This is a genomic window from Nonomuraea sp. NPDC048901 (assembly GCF_040649695.1).
Lineage (GTDB): Bacteria > Actinomycetota > Actinomycetes > Streptosporangiales > Streptosporangiaceae > Nonomuraea.
In genome coordinates, this window is the sequence record NZ_JBEZFW010000014.1 from 174,627 (window position 1) to 193,947 (window position 19,321).

The following is a 19,321-nucleotide window of genomic DNA, read 5'->3' on the forward strand; positions in this document are numbered from 1 at the left end:
CTTCAATACCGCCAGCGCGATTGGATGGGACCATGCCCGACGCCGACGAGCCGGAATCCCCATATCTCCCGCCCGCGGTCCTCGATTTCGGCAGCGTACGAGAGCTCACCAAGGGAAGCTCGGGCAATGGCTCAGCGGACGCCAACTCCCAGTATTACTGGGCCTGAGTTACCGGCACGCGTCCCCGGCCTGATCGCCACGCTTGCCGAGGGCGAGGCGGCTCTCCGCCCCTACGGCGCCTGGCACGCTTCAGAGGTGACCGAGATCGATCGGCTCCTGGTCGTCGGTCACTGCCTCGCCGACCGGCGCTCGATCGCGGCCGCGCTCGAGCGTGACGATCTCGGTGCGCTCACGCGCCTGCCCGGGTCGTACGCATGGGTGCTGGCCAGGCAGGGCGAGCTCATCGCGTACACCGATCTCGCCGGCCAGTTTCCCCTCTACCTGTCGCGGCTCGGCGGGCGGACCGCGCTCGCCTCGCACCCCGGAGTCCTGTCCGACCTGCACGAGAGGTCCGTCGATCCGGTCACCCTCGCGGTTGCGATCGCCTGCCCGAGCGTGTTGCCGCTGTGGGAGCATCGCTCGCCGTACCAGGGCGTGAGCCGCCTTCCAGGCGGCCGCCTGATCCACGTGGGACAGAGCACGATCCGGTACGGCACGGCCGGCCCGGCACCCGATCTCCGCGCCGCGCTGACCGAGGCCGTGGCGACCAGATGTTCCGCGGCGCCGATCTCCGCGGACTTCAGTGGCGGGCTCGACTCCACCTCGCTGGCTTTCCTCGCCGCCCAGCACACCAAGGTCAAGGGGATCGTCTACCACCACCCGGACCTCCCGACCACCGACCTGGCCCACGCGAGCAGCCTGGCCGGACACGGCATGGACCTGACCGCCGTGGCAGGAGATCAGAGCACCCTTCCCTATGCCGAGCTGACCTACCCGCTCGACGGCGAACCCGTTCGCGGCAATCTCGCCTGGCGGCGTTCCCTGCTACGCCTCGCGGAGGCGGCGCCCATGCATGTCACCGGGGAGGGCGGGGACGCTCTCTTCGGCGCCGCCCCGTCCTACCTCGCGGAACTCGCGCGTCCGGGGGAGCTGCGCGAGCTGGCCAGGCACTGCGCCCATAACGCGGCTCTCAAGCATGCCTCGCCGCTCGGCCTCGCCACCCGTGCCTGGCGGGTCTCGCGTACGAGCCCGCGCCAGGCCCTGATCCGGCTCGCACGCCGCCTCCTGGATCCAGATGCCGGGAGCCCGACCTCGCATGGTGCCTGGAGGTCGAGTCGGCCGGGTGCCGGGAGTCTGACCTGGCTCGATGCCGTCGCCTGGTGGCCGGTCGACGGCACGGTCCTGGGCTGGCTGACCCGGGCGATGCGGGCCGAACTCGCCATCCGCCTGGCCGACCCCGCACTGGCCGAGCGGGTAGATCCGGACCTGGGGCCGACTCACGTGGCGACCAGGGCCGAGCTGAGGCAGTCGGCCGACGCCCAACGCCAGCTACGTGAGCTCGGGGCTGTGCTGACCGGGACCCGGGTCCACGCGCCCTTCCTCGACGACGCCGTGGTCCGCGCCTGCCTCGCCGTGCCGGCCCACAGGCGCGTGGGTCCTACCGCCGGCAAGCCTCTGCTCGCCCGTGCGCTGCGCGACCTCGTGCCCGAGCGCGTGTTCGCGCGCCGGACCAAGGGCGACTACAGCGCCGAGGAGTACCACGGCGCCCGCGCCTCGGCGGAGCGGCTTCACCGGCTCATCGACGACTCCCGGCTCGCGGCACTCGGCGTCGTCGAGCCCGGGCCCGTGCGTGCCTGCCTCGACTGGCTGCTCGCCGGAGCGCCTGCGCCGCTGGGCGCGATGGCCCAGTTCGTGGCGACCGAATGCTGGCTGCGAGGCTCCCGGCCGGGCCCATGCTGAAGGTCAGGATTCCCCGCCATGTCCATTACCGGGCCTACGAACACGGCGGAGTCGTCCTCATCAACACCGCCACGGGCCACTGGCACGCACTCAACCCGACCGCCGGCAGGCTCTGGGCGAGCTGGGCCCAGGGAGCGGACTTCGAGCGCAGCGTGGCGGAGATCTCCGCCCGGCATCCGGGCGTGGCCCCGGAGCAAATCCATGAGGACGCCGTCAACCTCCTCCACGACCTGCTACGACGTGGTCTCGTGGGAACCGGGGCGCGCGGAAGCACCCGCCCCCGGTCCGCCCCTTCGCGCGAGGCCGCGGACGCGACGACGTCCCTCGATCACGATCTCCGGCCAGCTTGGGGTGCGGCGCTGCTGGCCTGGTGCTGCCTCGTGCTGGCCGTGCTCCTGCTCGTGCTCCCGTTCCGTGTCACGGCCGCCGTGGTCGGCTGGGTCCGCGGGGTGGCCAGGAGACGTGACATGAGCACCGCGTCGGCCGAGGCCGCCGCGCATGCCGTACGGCGTGCCGCCCGGCGCTATCCGGGACGCGCCGCCTGCCTGGAGACCTCGCTGGCCACCGTGCTGTTCGCGGCGGCCTCGTTGCGGCATCTCGACTGGTGTCTGGGCGCGGCCACCGACCCCTATCGCTTCCACGCCTGGGTCGAACTCGGCGGACACCCCATCGCCGCCGACTCCGCCTACCTCCGGGTGCTCACAATCTGACGCAAATTGCGACCGTGCGTGGCAGGGGAAACTCGCCCGACATATCAATTTGCGAAAAAGCCGTGCGGCCGGTCATTTATTGCGGAAATCGGGTGGCGTAACTCTAAAACTGCGTTTTTCTAATTCGTGGCCATTGCCGACTGCGTGGATTACCGTCGAAGCATAGGAAAGGAGGACACCATGTTCCACTCCCGCATCAAGCTCAAGCTCCAGTTCGAGGGAAAGAGGCGGTCCAATCAGATGTTCCGGGTGATCATCGCTCTCGCATTCATCGCGATCATCGTCGTCGCCGCCGGCGACCTCAGCCTGATCAAGCTGGTCTTCCCTTGATTCTCCACAGCCGAGTCGCGTTGACCGTCCGGCCGCGGCTCATCCCTCCGACCTCCGGGCGAAGAGCATGAACTCCCCGCCCGGCCTGTCCGGCGCGTCGCGCACTTCCTGTACGGCGTAGCCGTGCGCGACCAGCGCCGCGCCGGATCGCGCGTCTCGAACACCAGGCGCCGCTGGGCCGTAACGCGCCATGGACGCTGTGGAGCACACCGTCCCAGTCGTGCGGGTCCACGACCGCCTGGGCGACGTTCGCCGTCATGGCGGCGAGGACGACACGCATCGGCGGCCACACCGAGACGATGGCCTCGTGCACCGCGCGCCGGCACGGTCGGCTGGACGCTCGAAGACGTCACCTTCCCCTGGCAGCGCTCGTTCGAGATCGACTTCACGCTGACCCGGCAGGACTCCTAGATGCGGTGCGTGGTCCAGAACGACGACAGGTCGACCGTCGTCGCGGCCTGGGCGGCGGCCTTGAAGTCGGCCACCGTGGAGATGCCGTACCAGTGTGAAGCGGCGTAGTCGTGCAGGAGCGTCTGCATGGCCGTGGTGCCGATCAGGCGGCGCAGGTCGTGCAGGGCGCACTTGCCGTAGGTGTAGACGACCGTGCCGTAGCGGCTGGAGTGGGCGTCCCAGTAGGCCATCGAGTTGCTGATCTTCTCGGCCGACGACTGCCAGGAGACGCTGTTCCAGCAGTTGGTGCCGCTGATGCCCTGATACAGGTCGGTGGCGTAGTCGGCGAAGGACTCGTCCAGCCACGGGGTGTTGTACTCGTCGTCGCCGACGATGCCGTACCACCACTGGTGGGCCAGCTCATGGGCGAGCGCGGTGGAGCTGACCAGGTCGAGCACGAACCCCGGATACTCCATGCCGCCGAACCAGAAGTTGTTGTCCAGGACGACGTCGACCTCGCCGTAGGGATAGGCGCCGAAGCGGCCGGCGTGGGCGACGAGCGAGTTCTTGGCGGTGTTCATCATCGAGGTGGCACTGGCGGCGCTGATGCCGCTGACGCGGTAGACGTTCACGGTGACGCCCGTGGTGGTCGTGCCGGTGGTCTTGGTGAACGCGCCGGCCCCCCAGGCGAACTCGCGGACGTGACTGGCGGTCGCGGTGGTGATCGTCCGGCCGGAGGTGCCGGGGGTGTCCACGGAGGTGCCGGTCGCGGGGACGAGCAGCGAGCTGGGGTGGTCCAGGGTGACCCGGTAGTCGCTGGCGAGCTGGTAGAAGGACTCGCCGTTGTTGGTGTAGGGGTCCAGGTGCCACCCGGCGCCGTCGCGTACGGCCAGGACGGGGAGGGCGTTGCCGATGAAGTTGTACGCGCCGTCGTGGCCGAACCGGTCGGCGCCGCTGGGCACGACGATGCTCAGGTCGAAGCCGACCGAGCCGTTCTGCCCCTGGGCCAGCGGCACGGGGAGAGTGATCTTCAGCGCCGTGCAGGCGACGGTCAGCGAGCCGGCCGTACCACCGGTGACGTTCGTGACCGTGATCGGGGTGGATGGGCAGCTGCCGTGGTAGTTGTCCCACAGGCGCAGGTAGACCTCGGTGAGGGGGTCGGCCGACAGGTTCGTGAAGCTGACGCTCTCGTGGCCGGTCCAGGTGGTGCCCGAGGCGTTGCTGGTGAGGTTCACGGTGTAGGAGGCCGAGCCCGGCGTCCGGGTCGCGTCGACCGCCCAGGCCGGAGCGGGGAGTCCGGCGGCTAACGCGATGGCGATCGTGCAGAATGTCAGCATTCTTCGGATCATGGGCTGGCTCCTTGTGTGACGCTCGGGCCCCCGATCTGCCGACGAAACGTAACTTCCTCCGTCAGGGCCGTCAATATCCCCGGCAGGTGGACTTCCCGGTACGGCGTCGCCGCCGTACCGGGAAAGCGGGTCAAGCGACGAGCTGCTTGTCGGCCGCCCGCTGGATCAGGTCCTTGTCGGTGATGACCACCGCGTCGGGGATCGCGTCGGGCAGGTCGTCCTCCAGGAAGCGGACCGGCCGGTAGCGGTAGGCGGCCAGGCCGATCAGCACGGTCACCGCGCCCGCGACGAGGGTGAGCAGGGCGATCCCCCTGCCCTGCGCGGCGCCGGCGATCGGGTCGAAGACCCGCTCGACCAGCGGCCCGGCCAGCAGGAACCCCACCGGGACCATGGCCCAGCTGAGCATCAGGTTCGTGGCGATGACCCGGCCCTGCAGGTCGAGTCCGACCTTCTGCTGCACGATGGCGAACCAGTGCGCGTTCAGCAGCGCGGTGAACAGCCCGATGAAGAACAGCCCGATCGCGGGCAGCACCGGATGGGGCGCGATTCCGATGACGGCGAAGGAGACGCCCAGGGCCATGAAGCAGCCGAGGATGCCGTACGTGCGACGGGCCAGACCCCCGGTCACCGTCATGATCACGCTGCCCACCAGGAGCCCGATGCCGGTCATCGAGAGCGCTATGCCCAGGCCGCGGGTGTCGGTGAGGCTGAGCAGCAGCGGCGTGGACAGGACCTCGACCATGGCGAAGGGGAAGTTCAGGAACGAGGTGAACAGGATGATCGCCAGGAGCCCGTGCCTGCGGGTGATGTAGCGCCAGCCGCCGGTCATCTCCTGCCAGAACGACTCCTCCCGCTTCTTGAACAGCGTGTTCGGGAAGCGGACCGCCAGGGTCACGGTGACGGCGAAGGCGAAGGTGGACAGGTCGATCACGACGATGCCGTGCAGCCCGATGGCGGCCACGAGCGCGCCGCCCAGCAGCGGCGCCAATACGGTCCCCGCCGCCTGCCCCAGCTGGGCCAGGCCGCTGGCTCTGCCGTAATAGCGTTTGGGCACCAGCTGGGCCACGGCCGCCATGTAGGCGGGCTGGTGGAAGGCCGTCGACACCGCGCCGACGGCGACGATGAGGTAGACGTGCCAGAGCTGGAGCCCGCCCGTCCACAGCAGGGCGGCCAGCGAGGCGGAGGATACCCCGGCCGCCGAGTCTGCGGTGATCATGACAAGCCGGCGGTTCCAGCGGTCCGCCACCGCTCCGGCGACCGGCGCCAGCACGACGGCGGGCAGCAGCGCCATGACGGAGACGATGGCGAACATCGAGATCGACCGCGTCTGCTGGTAGACCCAAAGCCCCAGGCCGAACGTGGTCAGCCCGGTGCCGATCAGCGACACCAGCTGGCCGAAGGCCACCAGGAAGAACGTCTTCAGGCTGGCCTGCTGGTAGCGGGGCGGCAGCGGCGCCGGTGACCGGTCCCCGCCATCGAGGATCTCGGCCAGCTCGGGCGCCTGGTGCTTCTGGAAGTAGTGCCCGGCCTTGGGGATCACCTCCAGCGACACCTCGTCGGAGAAGGCCTCCCACTCGCGGAAGCGCTCCTCGTACAGCTCGGTGGCGCGGTCGCTCTCGCCGACCACGCAGACCAGCGGTGCGGACAGCTTCTTGATGGGCGCCTGGTAGAGCTCGGTGTAGTAGTCCTCGCCCTCCTGGGTGTCGTGGAGGAAGACGCCCATGATGAAGTCGCGCTCGGCGGGGTCCAGAGCTTCGGTGAAGAAGCCCATCGCCCGCAGGAACTCCAGCGCCTGCCGCTTGGAGGTCCACCGCTCCATCGGGAAGACCTTGCGGAACCAGGCGAAGGTCTTGCCCGGCAGGCGGGGCGCGGGCAGGTGCCCGCCGATGACCACCTTCTCCAGGACGACGCCTTCCTCCTCCAGCCGGCGCGCCAGCTCGACGGTGAGCGCGCCGCCCATGCAGTGGCCGTACAGGGCGAGGGGGCCGTCGACCTTCTCCTTGATCTCCTTGACGCAGCCCTCGACGAGCTCGTGGAAGGGCAGCACGGGCTCGCCGGGGTTGCCGGTCTCGTGGCCCGGCGGCTGCAGCGCGAGCATGGTGATGTGCGCGGGCAGGGCCGAGGCCAGCGGCTGGTACGTGATCGCGCCGCCGCCCGCGAACGGCACGCAGACCAGGGTCAGCGAGGCCGCGGGTCGTGGCGGCGTCAGTTCATGCAATAACCCGATATTTCGGGATGATCCGTCGAGTGTGGCGAAGGTGCGGATGGTGGGGTTCTTGAAGAGGTCCAGCACGGTCGCCTGGATCCCCGAGTCCCGTACGGCGCGTACGGCCTTGAAGGAGTCGCCGCCCAGCGCGAAGAAGTCGTCGTCGATCCCGATCCCCTTCACACCCAGGATCGCCGTCCAGAGCTCGACCAGCTTGACCTCGGCCGGCGTCCGTGGCGCCGCGCCCTCGGCGCGTACCTGGGCGACCGGCTCGGGCAGCGCCTTGCGGTCCACCTTGCCGTTCGGGGTGAGTGGCAGGGCGTCCAGCAGCACGAACGCTGAGGGGATCATGTAGTCGGGCAGCTTGCGCCGCAGATATTCGCGCCAGTCGTGCTCGGCGTCGGCGGCCAGATAGGCGGCGATGCTCTTGTCATCATCCGAGCCGCGCACCACCACGGCCCCCTCGCGGACCGCGGGATGCGCCAGCAGCAGCGACTCGATCTCGCCCAGCTCGATCCGGTAGCCGCGGACCTTCACCTGGCCGTCGGCCCGGCCGAGGAACTCGATGGAGCCGTCGGCCCGGCGGCGGGCCTGGTCACCGGTCCGGTAGAGCCGGCGCCCGTCGCGCCAGGTGATGAAGCGTTCGGCCGTCAGTTCGGGCTGGCCGAGGTAGTCGCGGGCCAGGCCCGCCCCGCCGATGTAGAGCTCGCCGACCACGCCGGTGGGCACCAGCTGCATCGCGGCGTCGAGCAGGTGGATCTGCGTGTTGGCGATCGGGTGCCCGATGGTGATCGGTCCGTCGGTGACTCGGGTGAGAGTGGACCAGATGGTGGTCTCGGTCGGGCCGTACATGTTCCACAGCTCGGCCACCCGGCCGCGCAGGTCGGCGGCCAGGTCGGCGGGCAGCGCCTCGCCACCGCACAGGGCCTTCAGGTCCGGCTTGCCCGCCCATCCCGACGACAGCAGCAGCCGCCAGGTCGCCGGAGTGGCCTGCATGACCGTCGCGCCGTCCAGCAGGGCGGCCAGCCGCAGCGGATCGTAGGCCGCCTCGCGGCTCGCGATCAGCACGTGGCCGCCGACCGTGAGCGGCAGGAACAGCTCGAGCACCGAGATGTCGAAGGCGGTCGTCGTGACGGCCAGGAGGGTGTCCTGGCCGGTCAGGCCGGGCTCGCGGCTCATGGAGGTGAGGAAGTTGACCACCGAGGAGTGCTGGACGCGCACGCCCTTGGGCCGCCCGGTGGAGCCGGAGGTGTACAGGACGTAGCAGGGGTTCTCGTGGGTGGCCAGGGCGGGCAGCCGTTCCGGGCTCTCACCGGAGAAGCCACCGTCGGTCAGGATGAGCTCCCCCTGGTAACCGGTGTAGCGCCCGGCGAGCTCGCGCTCGGTGACCAGGACGCCGATGCCGGAGTGGTCCAGGATGTAGTCCTGACGGTCCTGCGGGTACATCGGGTCGAGCGGCACGTACGCGCCGCCCGCCTTCAGCACGCCGAGCAGGGTGACCAGCATCGTGGCCGAGCGCTCCATCGCCACGCCCACCAGCGTCTCGGGCCCCACACCCGCCGCGCGCAGCCGCCAGGCGACCTGGTTTGCCTGCCCGTCCAGCTCCCGGTACGTCAGTGAGTCGCCCTCGAAGGTGACGGCCACGACGTCGGGCGTCCGGTCGGCCTGGGCCTCCACCAGCTCGTGGACGCACAGGTCGGGCACCTCGACGTCCTGGCTGTCCAGCTGCTCGGCCAGCTCCTCGCCGGTGAGGAAGTCCAGCTCGGACAGCGTGGTCTCGGGCGCCGCGACGATCGCGGACAGCAGGGCCTCGTAGTGCCGGAGCAGCCGCTGGACGGTGCCGGGGTCATAGAGCGCGGTGTTGTACTCCAGCCGGCACTCCAGCTCGTCGTCCTGCTCGTTGACGTAGAACACCAGGTCCACCTGGGCGGTGCCGACCTCCACGGCCAGCTCCCCGACGGCCAGCCCGGCCATGTCCAGGTCGCTCTTGGGCAGGTTGAGCAGGTTGAACAGCACCTGGAAGAGCGGATTGCGCGACAGGTCCCTGGGCGGGTTGAGCTCCTCCACCAGCCGTTCGAACGGCACGTCCTGATGGGCGTACGCGCCCAGCGCGTACTCGCGTACCTGCGCCAGGAGTTCGGTGTATCGCAGGCCGCCGTCCATCTGGGCCCGCATGACCAGGGTGTTGATGAAGCAGCCCGCGATGCCTTCGAGCTCGGGGCGGGTGCGCCCGGCCACCGGCGAGCCGACGCAGATGTCCTCCTGGCCGCTGTAGCGGTACAGCAGCGTGTGGAGCGCGGTCAGCAGGGCCATGTAGAGCGTGGCGCCGCGTTCCTGGCTCAGCTTCCGCAGCCCTCGGGCCAGCTCCGCGGGCAGCACGTGGGTGGCGACCGCCCCCTCGAAGGTCTGCATCGGCGGGCGCGGCCGGTCCGTGGGCAGGTCCAGGCTGTGCGGGATGCCGCGCAACCGCTCCTTCCAGAAGCCGAGGTCGGCGACCTGCTCCCGCTGCCAGCGCGCGTAGTCGCGGTATCTGACCTGCGGCTCGGGCAGCGTCTCGCCGTTGTACAGCGCGACCAGCTCGCTCCTCAGCAAGGTGATCGACCAGCCGTCCACGACGATGTGGTGGAAGTTGAGCGACAGAACATGGTGATCCGGTGCGAGCCGCAGCAGCCGGGCGCGGAACAGAGGCCCGTGCGCCAGGTCGAACGGCTCGGTCGCGGCCGCGCTCAGCGCCCGCTCGGCGTCGTCGCAGTCCTCGACCGGCAGCGGCGTCTCCCCCGCGGGCAGCACCACCGGCACCGGCTCGCCGTCCGGGGCGCGGAAGACGGTCCGCAGCGACTCGTGCCGCCGCACCAGCTCACGCAGGGCTTCGTGCAGCCGCGCCACATCCAGCTCGCCCCGCAGGTCCAGCGCCGTGGCCACGGCGTAGGCGGCCGAGCCGTGCACCTGGTCGATGAACCACATGCGCCGCTGGATGAACGAGACGGGCGCGGGCTCCTCACCGACCGGGATCACCTCACGGAGACCCGCCGAGGCGACGACCGGCGTCACCTCAGGTTGGCCCGCCGAGGCGACGACCGACGTCCCCTCACGGAGGGCCGCCGTGACGGCCGGCGTCACCTCGCGGAGGCCCGCCGCGACGGCCGGGATCGCTTCACGGGAGGCCGCCGAGTCGACGAGCGCCCGCTGGCCGCCCAGCGTGGGGTGGTCGAAGACCGCCTCGATGGGCAGGCCGAGGCGGGAGGCGAGCTGGGTGGCCACGAGGGAGTCGCCGCCCAGGTCGAAGAAGTCGTCCTCCGGTCCGGTGGGCGCGAGGCCGAGCACGTCCCGCCAGACTGCGGCGACCACGTCGAGCTCCTGGACCGCCTCCGCCACCGGCGCGGCCGCGACCTCGAAGCGCCGGGTGCGCGGCCCGATCCAGTAGCGGCGCCGCTCGAACGGATACGTGGGCAGCGGCACCCGCCTGCCCGATGGTCCGAACGCCGTCCAGTCGACGTCGGCGCCGTGCACCCACAGCCGCCCGACGGCCTCCAGCAGGGCGGTCCGCCCGCTCTCCGGCTCGGCGGGGGCGGGGGCGGGGGCGAGGGTGGCGACCGTCGCCTGGCCGCCCTGGCGGCGTACCAGGGTGGTCAGGGTACGGCCCGGCCCCGCCTCCACCACCGCGGCGTCGGCCGCCACGAGGGCGCGGGCGCAGTCGGCGAACCGCACGGTCTCCCGCAGATGGCGCACCCAGTAGGCGGGGTCCTTGGTCTCGGCGCCGGATGCCCAGCCGCCGGTGACGTTGGACAGGTACGGCAGCTCGGGCGTGCCCAGCTGCACCGAGGCGACCTCGGTGGCGAAGGCGTCGAGCACCGGGTCCAGCATGGCGGAGTGGAAGGCGTGGGAGGTGCGCAGCGTGCGGCAGGCGACATCCTGCCGTTCCAGCCGCCGCTTCACCTCCGCGATGGCCCCCTCCGGCCCGGCCAGAACGCACATTTCGGGGGTGTTGACCGCCGCCAGCGAGACGTCCGCGCCGAGCAGGTCACCCACCTCGGACTCGGGCAGCGGCACGGCCAGCATCGAGCCGGGGGGCAGGCTCTGGACCAGGCGGCCGCGCGCGGCGACCAGGCGCAGGGCGTCCTCCAGGGTGAAGACTCCGGCCAGGCAGGCGGCGACGTACTCGCCGATGCTGTGCCCGGCCATCATCGCCGGGCGGACGCCGCGCTCGATCAGCGCGCGGGCGAAGGCGTACTCCGTGACGAAGAGCGCGGGCTGGGTGAGCCAGGTCTGGTCGAGGTCACCGGCCTCGCCGTACAGGGCTGCCTGGCCGTCGGCCTCGCCGTACAGGACTTCGCGCAGGTCGAGGCCGAGGTACGGCTCAAGGATGCCGGAGCAGGCGTCGACGGTGGCGCGGAAGACGCTCTCCGATCGGTACAGGCCCGCGCCCATCCCCCGGCGCTGAGCGCCCTGGCCGGGGAAGACGAAGGCGACCTCGCGGGGGCGCGATTCGCCCGTGACGAACTCGGCGTCCAGCGCCGAGTCGTGGTCCTCGGCGACCAGGATGCCGCGATGCCGCAGCTGACGGCGGCCGTGCCGGAGCGTGGCGGCGACGTCGCCCAGGTCCGTGTCCGGACGCGCGCGTAGGTGGGCGCGGAGTCGCGTGGCCATCTCCCCCAGCGCCGGGTCACTGGCCGCCGACAGGATGAGCAGGTGCGGGCCGCTCACCGATGGGGCGAGGGGCTCCGGGGAGGCGAGCGGCTGTGCGGCGGGGAGCTGCGAGGCAGGGAGTTGCGGGACGGGGAGCTGTGCGGGTGCTTCCTCCAGCACGACGTGGGCGTTGGTGCCGCCCATCCCGAAGGCGCTGACGCCCGCCCTGCGCGGCCCCGGCCCCTGCGGCCACTCCGCGCTGGCGGTGGGCACGTAGAACGGACTGAAGTCGATGCGCGGGTTGGGCGTCGCGAAGTTGACCGTGGGCGGCAGCGTGCGGTGCTTGAGCGCCAGTACGGTCTTGATCAGCCCGGCCATCCCGGCGGCGGCGTCGGCGTGGCCGATGTTGGACTTGATCGAGCCCAGGGCGATCCGCCGATCGCCGGTGAAGACCTGGGAGAGCGCCGCGACCTCGATGGGATCGCCGAGCGCGGTGCCGGTGCCGTGCGCCTCGATGTAGCCGATCGTGCCGGGGTCGACGCCGGCCGAGGCGAGCGCCGCGGTGATGACCTCGGCCTGGCCGTCCACGGCCGGCGCGGTGTAGCCGACCTTCCTGGTGCCGTCGTTGTTGACCGCGGAGCCGCGTACGACGGCGTGGATGGTGTCGCCCGCGGCGATGGCGTCTTCCAGCCGCTTGAGCACGATGACGCCGACGCCGCTGGCGCCGATCGTGCCCCGGGCCTCGGCGTCGAAGGGACGGCAGTGGCCGTCGGGCGACCCGATCCCGCCGCTCTGGTAGACGTAGCCGCGCCGGGTCCAGGCGTTGACCCGCACCGCCCCGGCCAGCGCGATGTCGCAGTCTCCCGCGATCAGGCTCTGCCTGGCCAGGTGGAGCGCGACCAGCGAGGTGGAGCAGGCGGTGTTGACGCTGATGCTCGGCCCGCGCAGGTCGAGCTTGTAGGAGGTCCGGGTCGGCAGGGAGTCCTTGTCGTTGCCGAGCATGACCTGGTAGTCGCCGACCGCTTTGAGCACATCGGGCGCGGCCAGCAGGTTCTCGATGAGATAGCTGCTCATCGCCGAGCCGGCGAAGACGCCGATCTGGCCCGGGTGGCGGGCGGGGTCGCAGCCCGCGTCCTCCAGCGCCTCCCAGGCGCTCTCCAGGAACAGCCGCTGCTGCGGGTCGAGGATCTCGGCCTCGCGTGGGGTGAACTCGAACAGCGTGGCGTCGAACAGGTCGATGCCGTCCAGCACCGTACCCGACCTGACGTAGGCGGGGTCCGAAAGCCGGTCGGGGTCCTCGCCGTCGGCGAGCAGTTCCTCGTCGGTGAAGTCCTGGACGGCTTCCACGCCGTCGCGGATCGCCGCCCATAACTCCTCGGGCCCCGTGGCGCCGGGGAAACGGCAGGCCATGCCGACGATGGCGAGCGCGCCGTCGGCGGCGGGCGCGGTGGTCGAGACCGCCGCCGGGGCCGGGCCGTCGTCGCTCAGGTAGGCCGTCAGTGAGGCGATCGTCGGGTACCTGAACAGGTCGGTGACCGTCAGGCTGAACCGCTTGCGCAGTCGCTCGTGCACTTCGAGGACCAGCAGCGAATGGCCGCCCACCTCGAAGAAGTTGGTGTCGGGGCCGAAGGCGTCGGTGCCCAGCGCCTCGCGCCAGGCCCGGGTGACGAGCTGGGAGATCTCGCGGCGCGGCAGCTCCCTCGGCCTCTCCTCCCCGCTCATCGCCCCGGCCAGCACTTGCTGGAGGTCGGCGACCAGGCCGCGGATCGTGCCGGCGTGGAACAGGTCCGTGTTGTACTCCACGAGCCCGTCCAGCGTCTCGCGGACGCCCACGGTCAGGTCGAACTTGGCCGTGTGCTCGGGGATGTCGACGGAGGTGACCGTCAGACCGGCCAGGTCCAACGCCGCCGTGGCCTCGGGCAGCATGTTGAACATCGTCTGGAACACCGGGGTACGGTCCAGGCGGCGCTCCGGGTTGAGCTCCTCCACCAGCCGCTCGAACGGCATCCCCTGGTGGTCGTGGGCGTCGAGCACCGCCTCCTTGACCCGCTCGACCACCTCGGCGAACGACGGCTCGCCCGACAGGTCGGCGCGGATGGCCAGGGTGTTGGTGAAGAACCCGATCAGGCCCTCGTCCTCGATCCGGTCCCGGTTGGCGATGGGCGTGCCCACCACCAGGTCCCGCTGGCCGGAGCGGCGCGAGAGCACCACCAGGTAGGCCGCGAACAGCACCATGTACGGCGTGGCGCCCAGGCCGCGGCAGTAGGCCGCGAACTCCTCGCGCGGAAGGTCGAGGGAGAAGGGCAGCTCGGCGCCCGCGTACGTCTGGACGGCCGGCCGCGGCAGGTCCGTCCGTAACTCGGTGAACGGCGGCGCGCCCGCCAGCCGCTCGCGCCAGTAGGCCAGATCCCCGCTGTAGTCCTTCTCTCGCTGCCAGATCGCGTAGTCGGGGTACTGCCGCGACAGCGCCGGCGGCTCCTGGCCGTTGTAGAACGCGCTCAGCTCCCGGCGCAGCACGTCCAGCGACCACGCGTCGGCGACGATGTGGTGCAGCAACAGGTGCAGGACGTGCCGCTCCGCGCCCTCGCGCACGAGGTGGGCGCGGATGAGCGGGCCGGTGGTCAGGTCCATCGGCGTGCCGTCTTCGGCGTCCGCCAGGTCGACCGTGAGCGAGTCGGCCACGATCTGGTACGGGCCGTCCTCGTCCATGGCGAACGTGGTGCGCAGGCTCTCGTGCCTGGCCACCAGGGCGTTCAGCGCGCGGTGCAGCGCTTCGCGATCGAGCGGGCCCTCGACGCGGAAGGCGAGCGGGATGAGATAGTGCGCGGCACCCGGCGCCATCTTGTCCAGATACCAGGCGCGCAGCTGGGTGAAGGACATCGGCAGCCGGTCGGGCCTGGGCCGTTCGGTCTGTTGCCGCTGTTTCTTCTTGCGTAACGCTTCCAGGAGCTGACGCTGCTGGGCTGACAGGCTCATTGATTACCTTCCATCGAGCGCAGCAGGGCCTCGGCCTCTTCGTCCGAATACGCGGCGACCATCAGATAGAGCTCCGCGGCCGCCTCCACGTCCGGCGACGTGAGCTGCGCCCCCAGCTCGGCGACGGTCGGGTGGGCGAAGAGTGTCCGCAGCGGCACCTGCACCTCCAGCGCCTCGCGCACCCGGGAGGCGATCTGGGTGGCGTTGAGCGAGTTGCCGCCCAGCTCGAACAGGTTGTCGTGCCGCCCGACCGGCCCGCCCAGCACCTCCTGCCAGATGGCGGCGATGGCCTGCTCCACCGGGGTGGCCGGGGCCGTGACGACCCGCGCGCTCCGGCCGGGCTCCGGCAGGGCCTGCCGGTCCACCTTGCCCGCGGGGCTCACCGGCAAGGAGTCGAGCGTGACGAATGTGCTCGGCACCATGTACTCGGGCAGCCGTTCGGCCAGGTAAGGGCGTAGCTCGGGGCTGCCGTCGGCGACCACGTAGGCCACCAGGGCGCCGTCCCGGACCATGACGAACGCCTCTCGCACGGCGGGGTGCCCGGCCAGCACCGCGGCGATCTCGCCGGGCTCGACCCGGTAACCGCGGATCTTGACCTGGTCGTCCGCGCGTCCCAGGAACTCGATCTCGCCCGCCTCGTCGCGGCGGGCCAGGTCCCCGGTCCGATAGAGCCGGCGCCCGTCCCGCCAGGTGATGAACCGTTCCTGGGTCAGCTCGGGCTGGTTGTAGTAGCCCCTGGCCAGGCAGGCGCCGCCGAGGTGCAGCTCGCCGGGGACGCCGTCGGGTGCCTCGTGTCCCAGGCGGTTCAGGATCGGCGTCTGGATGCCGGTGACCGGCCTGCCGATGGGCGGCAGCCGCGGCCAGCTCTCCGGCGGGCCGGTGAGCGTGTGGGCGATGTCGATGATCGCGCCCTCGGTGGGGCCGTACTGGTTGTGCAGCGTCATCCACGGCTTGATGAACCGTTCTAGCTGCGGGGTGACCTGGAGCTGCTCGCCGGCGGTGATCACCTCGCGCAGTGTGGCGGGCGGTTCGATCCCGGCGCCGGCCAGCGACTGCAGCGCCACGAAGGGGAGGAAGATCCGCTCCACCCGGGTCCGGGCGATGTGGTCGAGCAGGGCGGCCGGGTCGCGCCGCACCTCGTCGCTGACCATGACCAGCGTCCCGCCGTACGCCCAGGTGCTGAAGATCTCCTGCACCGAGACGTCGAAGCCGAGCGCGGTGAACTGCAGGCTCCGGTACGTACCGCTGTGCCAGGCCATGAGGTTGGCGACGGGGCGGTGCGGCATCGCCACGCCCTTGGGCTGACCGGTCGAGCCCGAGGTGAACAGGATGTAGGCCAGGTCGTCGGGCGTGACGCCGCTGTCCGGCCGGTGCTCCGGCTGGCCGTCGAGGTCGGTATCGACGTGGACGGGCCGCTCGTGCGGCAGTGCGCCGGCCAGCGCCTGGTGCGTCACCAGGACGGGGGTGTCGACCCGGCCGAGCACCTGGGTGAGGCGGCCCTCGGGGTAGGAGGGGTCGAGCGGTACGTACGCGCCGCCCGACTTCAGGATGCCGAGGATCGCCACGGGCAGGTCGAGCGAGCGCCGTACGTGCAGGGCGACCGGCACCTCCGGGCCCACCCCCATCCCGCGCAGCAGGTGGGCCAGCTGGTTGGCCCGCCGGTCGAGCTCGGCGTAGGTGAGGGCGGCGCCGTCGAACTCGACGGCGACCGCGTCGGGCGTCCTGTCCGCCTGCTGTTCGAAGAGCCGGTGCAGGCACTGGTCAGGACCGCGACCGGCGGGCTCGTGCTCCCGGGCGAGCAGCGTGGAGATCGGCGCGGCCGAGTCGGCCGCCACTTGCTCCAGGACCCGCAGGTAATGTCCCAGCAGGCGCTCCGCGGTGCCGCGCTCGAACAGGTCGGCGGCGAACTCCAGGCTCATCTCCCGCCCTTCGGCGTAGAGCACCAGGTCGGCCTTGGCGCCGCCGTTCTCCACCTCCTCGAGCATCCGGAAGGTCACTCCGTCGCCCCGCTTGACGTCCGGCGGCTCCTGCATCGCGAACATCACGTCGAAGGGCGGCCGGCCGTCGGGGCAGAGCTCCCGGACGATGTCCTCAAGCGGCACATCCGTGGGCGTGGCCAGGACCGTCGCCCGCACCTGTGCCAGCAGGCGCTCGAAGGAGGGGTCGTCCGACAGGCCGGTCCTGATCGGCAGCGTCTCCACGAAAAAGCCGATCACGGAGTGCGCGCCCGGTGCCTCCCTGCCGGAGAACGGCACGCCCGTCACAATGTCGTCCTGGCCGGTGTAGCGGTACAGCAACGCCTGGAAGGCCGCGAACAGCACCATGAACGGGCTGGCCCCGGCGCTCCTGCCGAGCGACTCCACCTCGGCGAGCAGCCCGTCCGGCAGCGTGGCCCGGACCCGGCCGCCGGGCCGGAGCGGCCCCGTCGACCCCGGGCGATCGGCGGGCAGCCCCAGCCGCTCGGGCGCCGACTCCAGGACTTTTCGCCAGTACGGCAGACCGTCGAGACCCTGCCTGCGCCCGTACGGCGCGATCGGCGCGGGCAGGCTCTCCCCCGTGTAGAGGCGGGCCAGCTCGTCCAGGAAGACCCCGGCCGACCAGCCGTCGAAGGCGATGTGGTGCACGGTCACCAGCAGTCGGTGCCGGTCGTCGGCGAGCCGGAGCAGCAGCGCCCGCAGCACGGGACCGTTGCGCAGGTCGAAGGGGTCGCGGGCGGCGTGCTGGGCCAGCGCGGTCGCGCCACGCGGGGTGGCGTCCATGACCTTCATCGTGATGAGCGCGTCGGCCGGCTCGACGACGATGGGCACCGGCTCGCTGTCGCGCTCTTCGTAACGGGTGCGCAGGGATGGGTGCCGGCGCACGATCTCGTTGATCGCGTTCTGCAGGCGGCCGGTGTCGAGGGGGCCGTCCAGGGCGTACAGGATGGGCACGTTGTACTGCGCGCCGGGCGCCACCTGGTCGATGTACCAGAGCCGGCGCTGTGCGGGCGTGAGCCCGCCCTCGGCGGCGGTCACCGACGTCATCCGCGGGAGGTCGTCGATCGCGCGGGCCAGCGCGGCGAGCGTGGGATGTTCGAAGAGCATCCGGGGCTCGACCGGCTTGTTCAGCCTGCCGCAGGCGCGGGCGGCGATGCGCATCGCCAGCAGCGACTGGCCGCCCAGCGCCAAGAAGTCGTCGTCGGCGCCGATCGGCCCGGCGTCGAGGACGTCCTGCCAGAGCTCGGCGAGCAGCTGTTCGGTGGCGGTGCCGGGCGGCGTGATGGAGCGGGGCTCGCGGACGGGGTCGGGCAGCGCGGCGCGATCCACCTTGCCGTTATGGGTCAGTGGAAGCTCGTCCAGGAAGACCCAGGCGGTGGGGATCATGTAGTCGGGCAGGTACCTGCGCAGGTGGGCGCGCGCCTCCTGCTCGCTCGCCGTGCCCACGAGGTAGGCGACCAGTTCGTGGCCGCGGACGGCGGTGGTGGCGGCCCGGACCCCTTCGTGCCGGCCGAGCACGGTCTCGATCTCGCCGAGCTCCACCCGGTTGCCGCGGATCTTGACCTGGTCGTCCGCGCGGCCCAGGAACTCGATCTGGCCGGCCTGGTCATGGCGGGCCAAGTCGCCGGTGCGATACAGGAGTTGTCCGTCCTGGTCGTGGACGAAGCGCTCGGCCGTGAGGTCGGGCCGGTCGAGGTAGCCCAGGCCGACGCACACGCCGCCGAGGTAGATCTCGCCCTCCTCGACCGGCCGCATCGCCTCGTCCAGCAGGTGGACGGTGACGCCGGGCAGTGGCGAGCCGAGCGCGGGCGGGCGGGTCTGGCCGTCGGCGACCGGCACCTCGCCGGCGATCGCGTTGACGGCGCACTCCGCCGGGCCGTAGAGGTTGATCAGCCGGAAGGGCAGCTCGGGTCTCGGATACGTGGTGAGCCGGTCGCCGCCGGTGCTCAGCGTCGCCAGCGTGGTCTTCTCCGGCCAGGACAGGCCGAGCAGCCCTTCAGCGATGGGCGTGGGCGCGTAGCAGGTGGTCAGCTCCTGATCCACGATCCAGTCGCGTAACGCGGGCAGGGAGAGCCTGGTCCGCTCGCTGGGGATGACCATCGTGGTGCCCGCGGTCAGGTACGTCCAGATCTCCCAGACCGACGGGTCGAAGTTGGGGCTGGTGAGCAGCGGGGCCCGGCCGCCGGTCCCGAAGGTGTCGTGCGACCAGCTGATCAGGTTGGTCAGCGCGCGGTGCGGGACGAGCACGCCCTTGGGAGTCCCCGTCGAGCCGGAGGTGTGGATGACGTACGCGAGATCGCCGGGCTTGACGTCCGGTAGGGGTAACGCGTCCGCCACGTCGGGCGTGTCGATCACCGGGATGCCGTCGGGGACCAGAGCTCTCCACTCCGGCGCCGTGACCACGGCCGCGGCTCCCGCCAGCATGGCGCGGATCCGCTCGGCGGGCGTGGCGGGGTCGATCGGCGCGAAGGCGAGACCCGCCTTCATCGCACCGAGCTGGCCCGCGACCAGCCGGATCGAGCGGCTCGCGAGCACGGCCACCCAGGGCTGCCCGGTCATCGTGAGACGAAGCAGCTGAGCGGCGATGCCGTTCGCGAGGCGATCTAACTCTCGGTAGGTGAGATGTTCTTGACCGGCCGAAACAGCGACCCTTTCTGAGGCCCTGGACAGCTGGTCCTGATAAAGCTGCAGAACAGATGCTAAGGGTGATGCATCTGACGTCATTGTCGCGCCTGCCGATTGTTGAGTTTTGCGAGTTTCTGGGCACGCCGCGGATCAGGATGACCTGGTCGCCAGATTCGTGTCAACCCTAATTGGATCATGCAGCTGAGGAGCGGCGGAGGCCGGGGCCCGAGGGCG

At 71.1% G+C, this 19,321-nt stretch carries 7 protein-coding genes; 4 read left to right on the forward strand and 3 right to left on the reverse strand.

Features of this window, described 5'->3' with window-relative positions; genetic code table 11:
- Positions 1-32: 32 nt before the first annotated feature.
- From AB0C30_RS39600 to AB0C30_RS39615, 4 genes are all read left to right on the forward strand, one after another.
- Positions 33-167, forward strand: a complete 135-nt coding sequence (locus tag AB0C30_RS39600; RefSeq protein WP_357953947.1) for a lasso RiPP family leader peptide-containing protein — start codon at positions 33-35, stop codon at positions 165-167.
- 88 nt (positions 168-255) lie between these two features.
- A complete protein-coding gene (locus tag AB0C30_RS39605; RefSeq protein ID WP_357953704.1) occupies positions 256-1,899 on the forward strand; it encodes an asparagine synthase-related protein in 1,644 nt (547 codons plus the stop codon).
- On the forward strand, positions 1,893-2,609 hold the full coding sequence (locus AB0C30_RS39610; protein ID WP_357953705.1) for a lasso peptide biosynthesis B2 protein: 717 nt from the start codon (positions 1,893-1,895) through the stop codon (positions 2,607-2,609). Before AB0C30_RS39605 ends, AB0C30_RS39610 begins: the two co-directional genes overlap by 7 nt.
- 180 nt (positions 2,610-2,789) lie before the next feature.
- Positions 2,790-2,939 (forward strand): hypothetical protein, encoded by a 150-nt coding sequence (locus tag AB0C30_RS39615; RefSeq protein ID WP_357953707.1) that lies wholly within the window; start codon positions 2,790-2,792, stop codon positions 2,937-2,939.
- Positions 2,940-3,346: 407 nt separating this feature from the next.
- On the opposite strand, the gene AB0C30_RS39620 is transcribed toward AB0C30_RS39615, so the two are convergent.
- From AB0C30_RS39620 to AB0C30_RS39630, 3 genes are all read right to left on the reverse strand, one after another.
- Complete coding sequence (locus AB0C30_RS39620; protein ID WP_357953709.1) at positions 3,347-4,678, reverse strand: M1 family metallopeptidase; 1,332 nt, start codon at positions 4,676-4,678, stop codon at positions 3,347-3,349.
- A gap of 130 nt (positions 4,679-4,808) precedes the next feature.
- Complete coding sequence (locus tag AB0C30_RS39625; RefSeq protein ID WP_357953711.1) at positions 4,809-14,486, reverse strand: amino acid adenylation domain-containing protein; 9,678 nt, start codon at positions 14,484-14,486, stop codon at positions 4,809-4,811.
- Positions 14,483-19,186: an amino acid adenylation domain-containing protein gene (locus AB0C30_RS39630; protein WP_357953713.1), complete on the reverse strand. Its 4,704-nt coding sequence runs from the start codon at positions 19,184-19,186 to the stop codon at positions 14,483-14,485. The genes AB0C30_RS39625 and AB0C30_RS39630 overlap by 4 nt, the downstream gene beginning before the upstream one ends.
- Positions 19,187-19,321: the final 135 nt, after the last annotated feature.

Bases quoted from the DNA above. Each gene is read 5' to 3' on its own strand.
- AB0C30_RS39610 (WP_357953705.1), top strand. From the start codon at position 1,893: ATGCTGAAGGTCAGGATTCCCCGCCATGTCCATTACCGGGCCTACGAA.
- AB0C30_RS39615 (WP_357953707.1), top strand. From the start codon at position 2,790: ATGTTCCACTCCCGCATCAAGCTCAAGCTCCAGTTCGAGGGAAAGAGG.
- AB0C30_RS39625 (WP_357953711.1), bottom strand. From the start codon at position 14,486: ATGAGCCTGTCAGCCCAGCAGCGTCAGCTCCTGGAAGCGTTACGCAAG.
- AB0C30_RS39630 (WP_357953713.1), bottom strand. From the start codon at position 19,186: ATGACGTCAGATGCATCACCCTTAGCATCTGTTCTGCAGCTTTATCAG.
- AB0C30_RS39600 (WP_357953947.1), top strand. From the start codon at position 33: ATGCCCGACGCCGACGAGCCGGAATCCCCATATCTCCCGCCCGCGGTC.
- AB0C30_RS39620 (WP_357953709.1), bottom strand. From the start codon at position 4,678: ATGATCCGAAGAATGCTGACATTCTGCACGATCGCCATCGCGTTAGCC.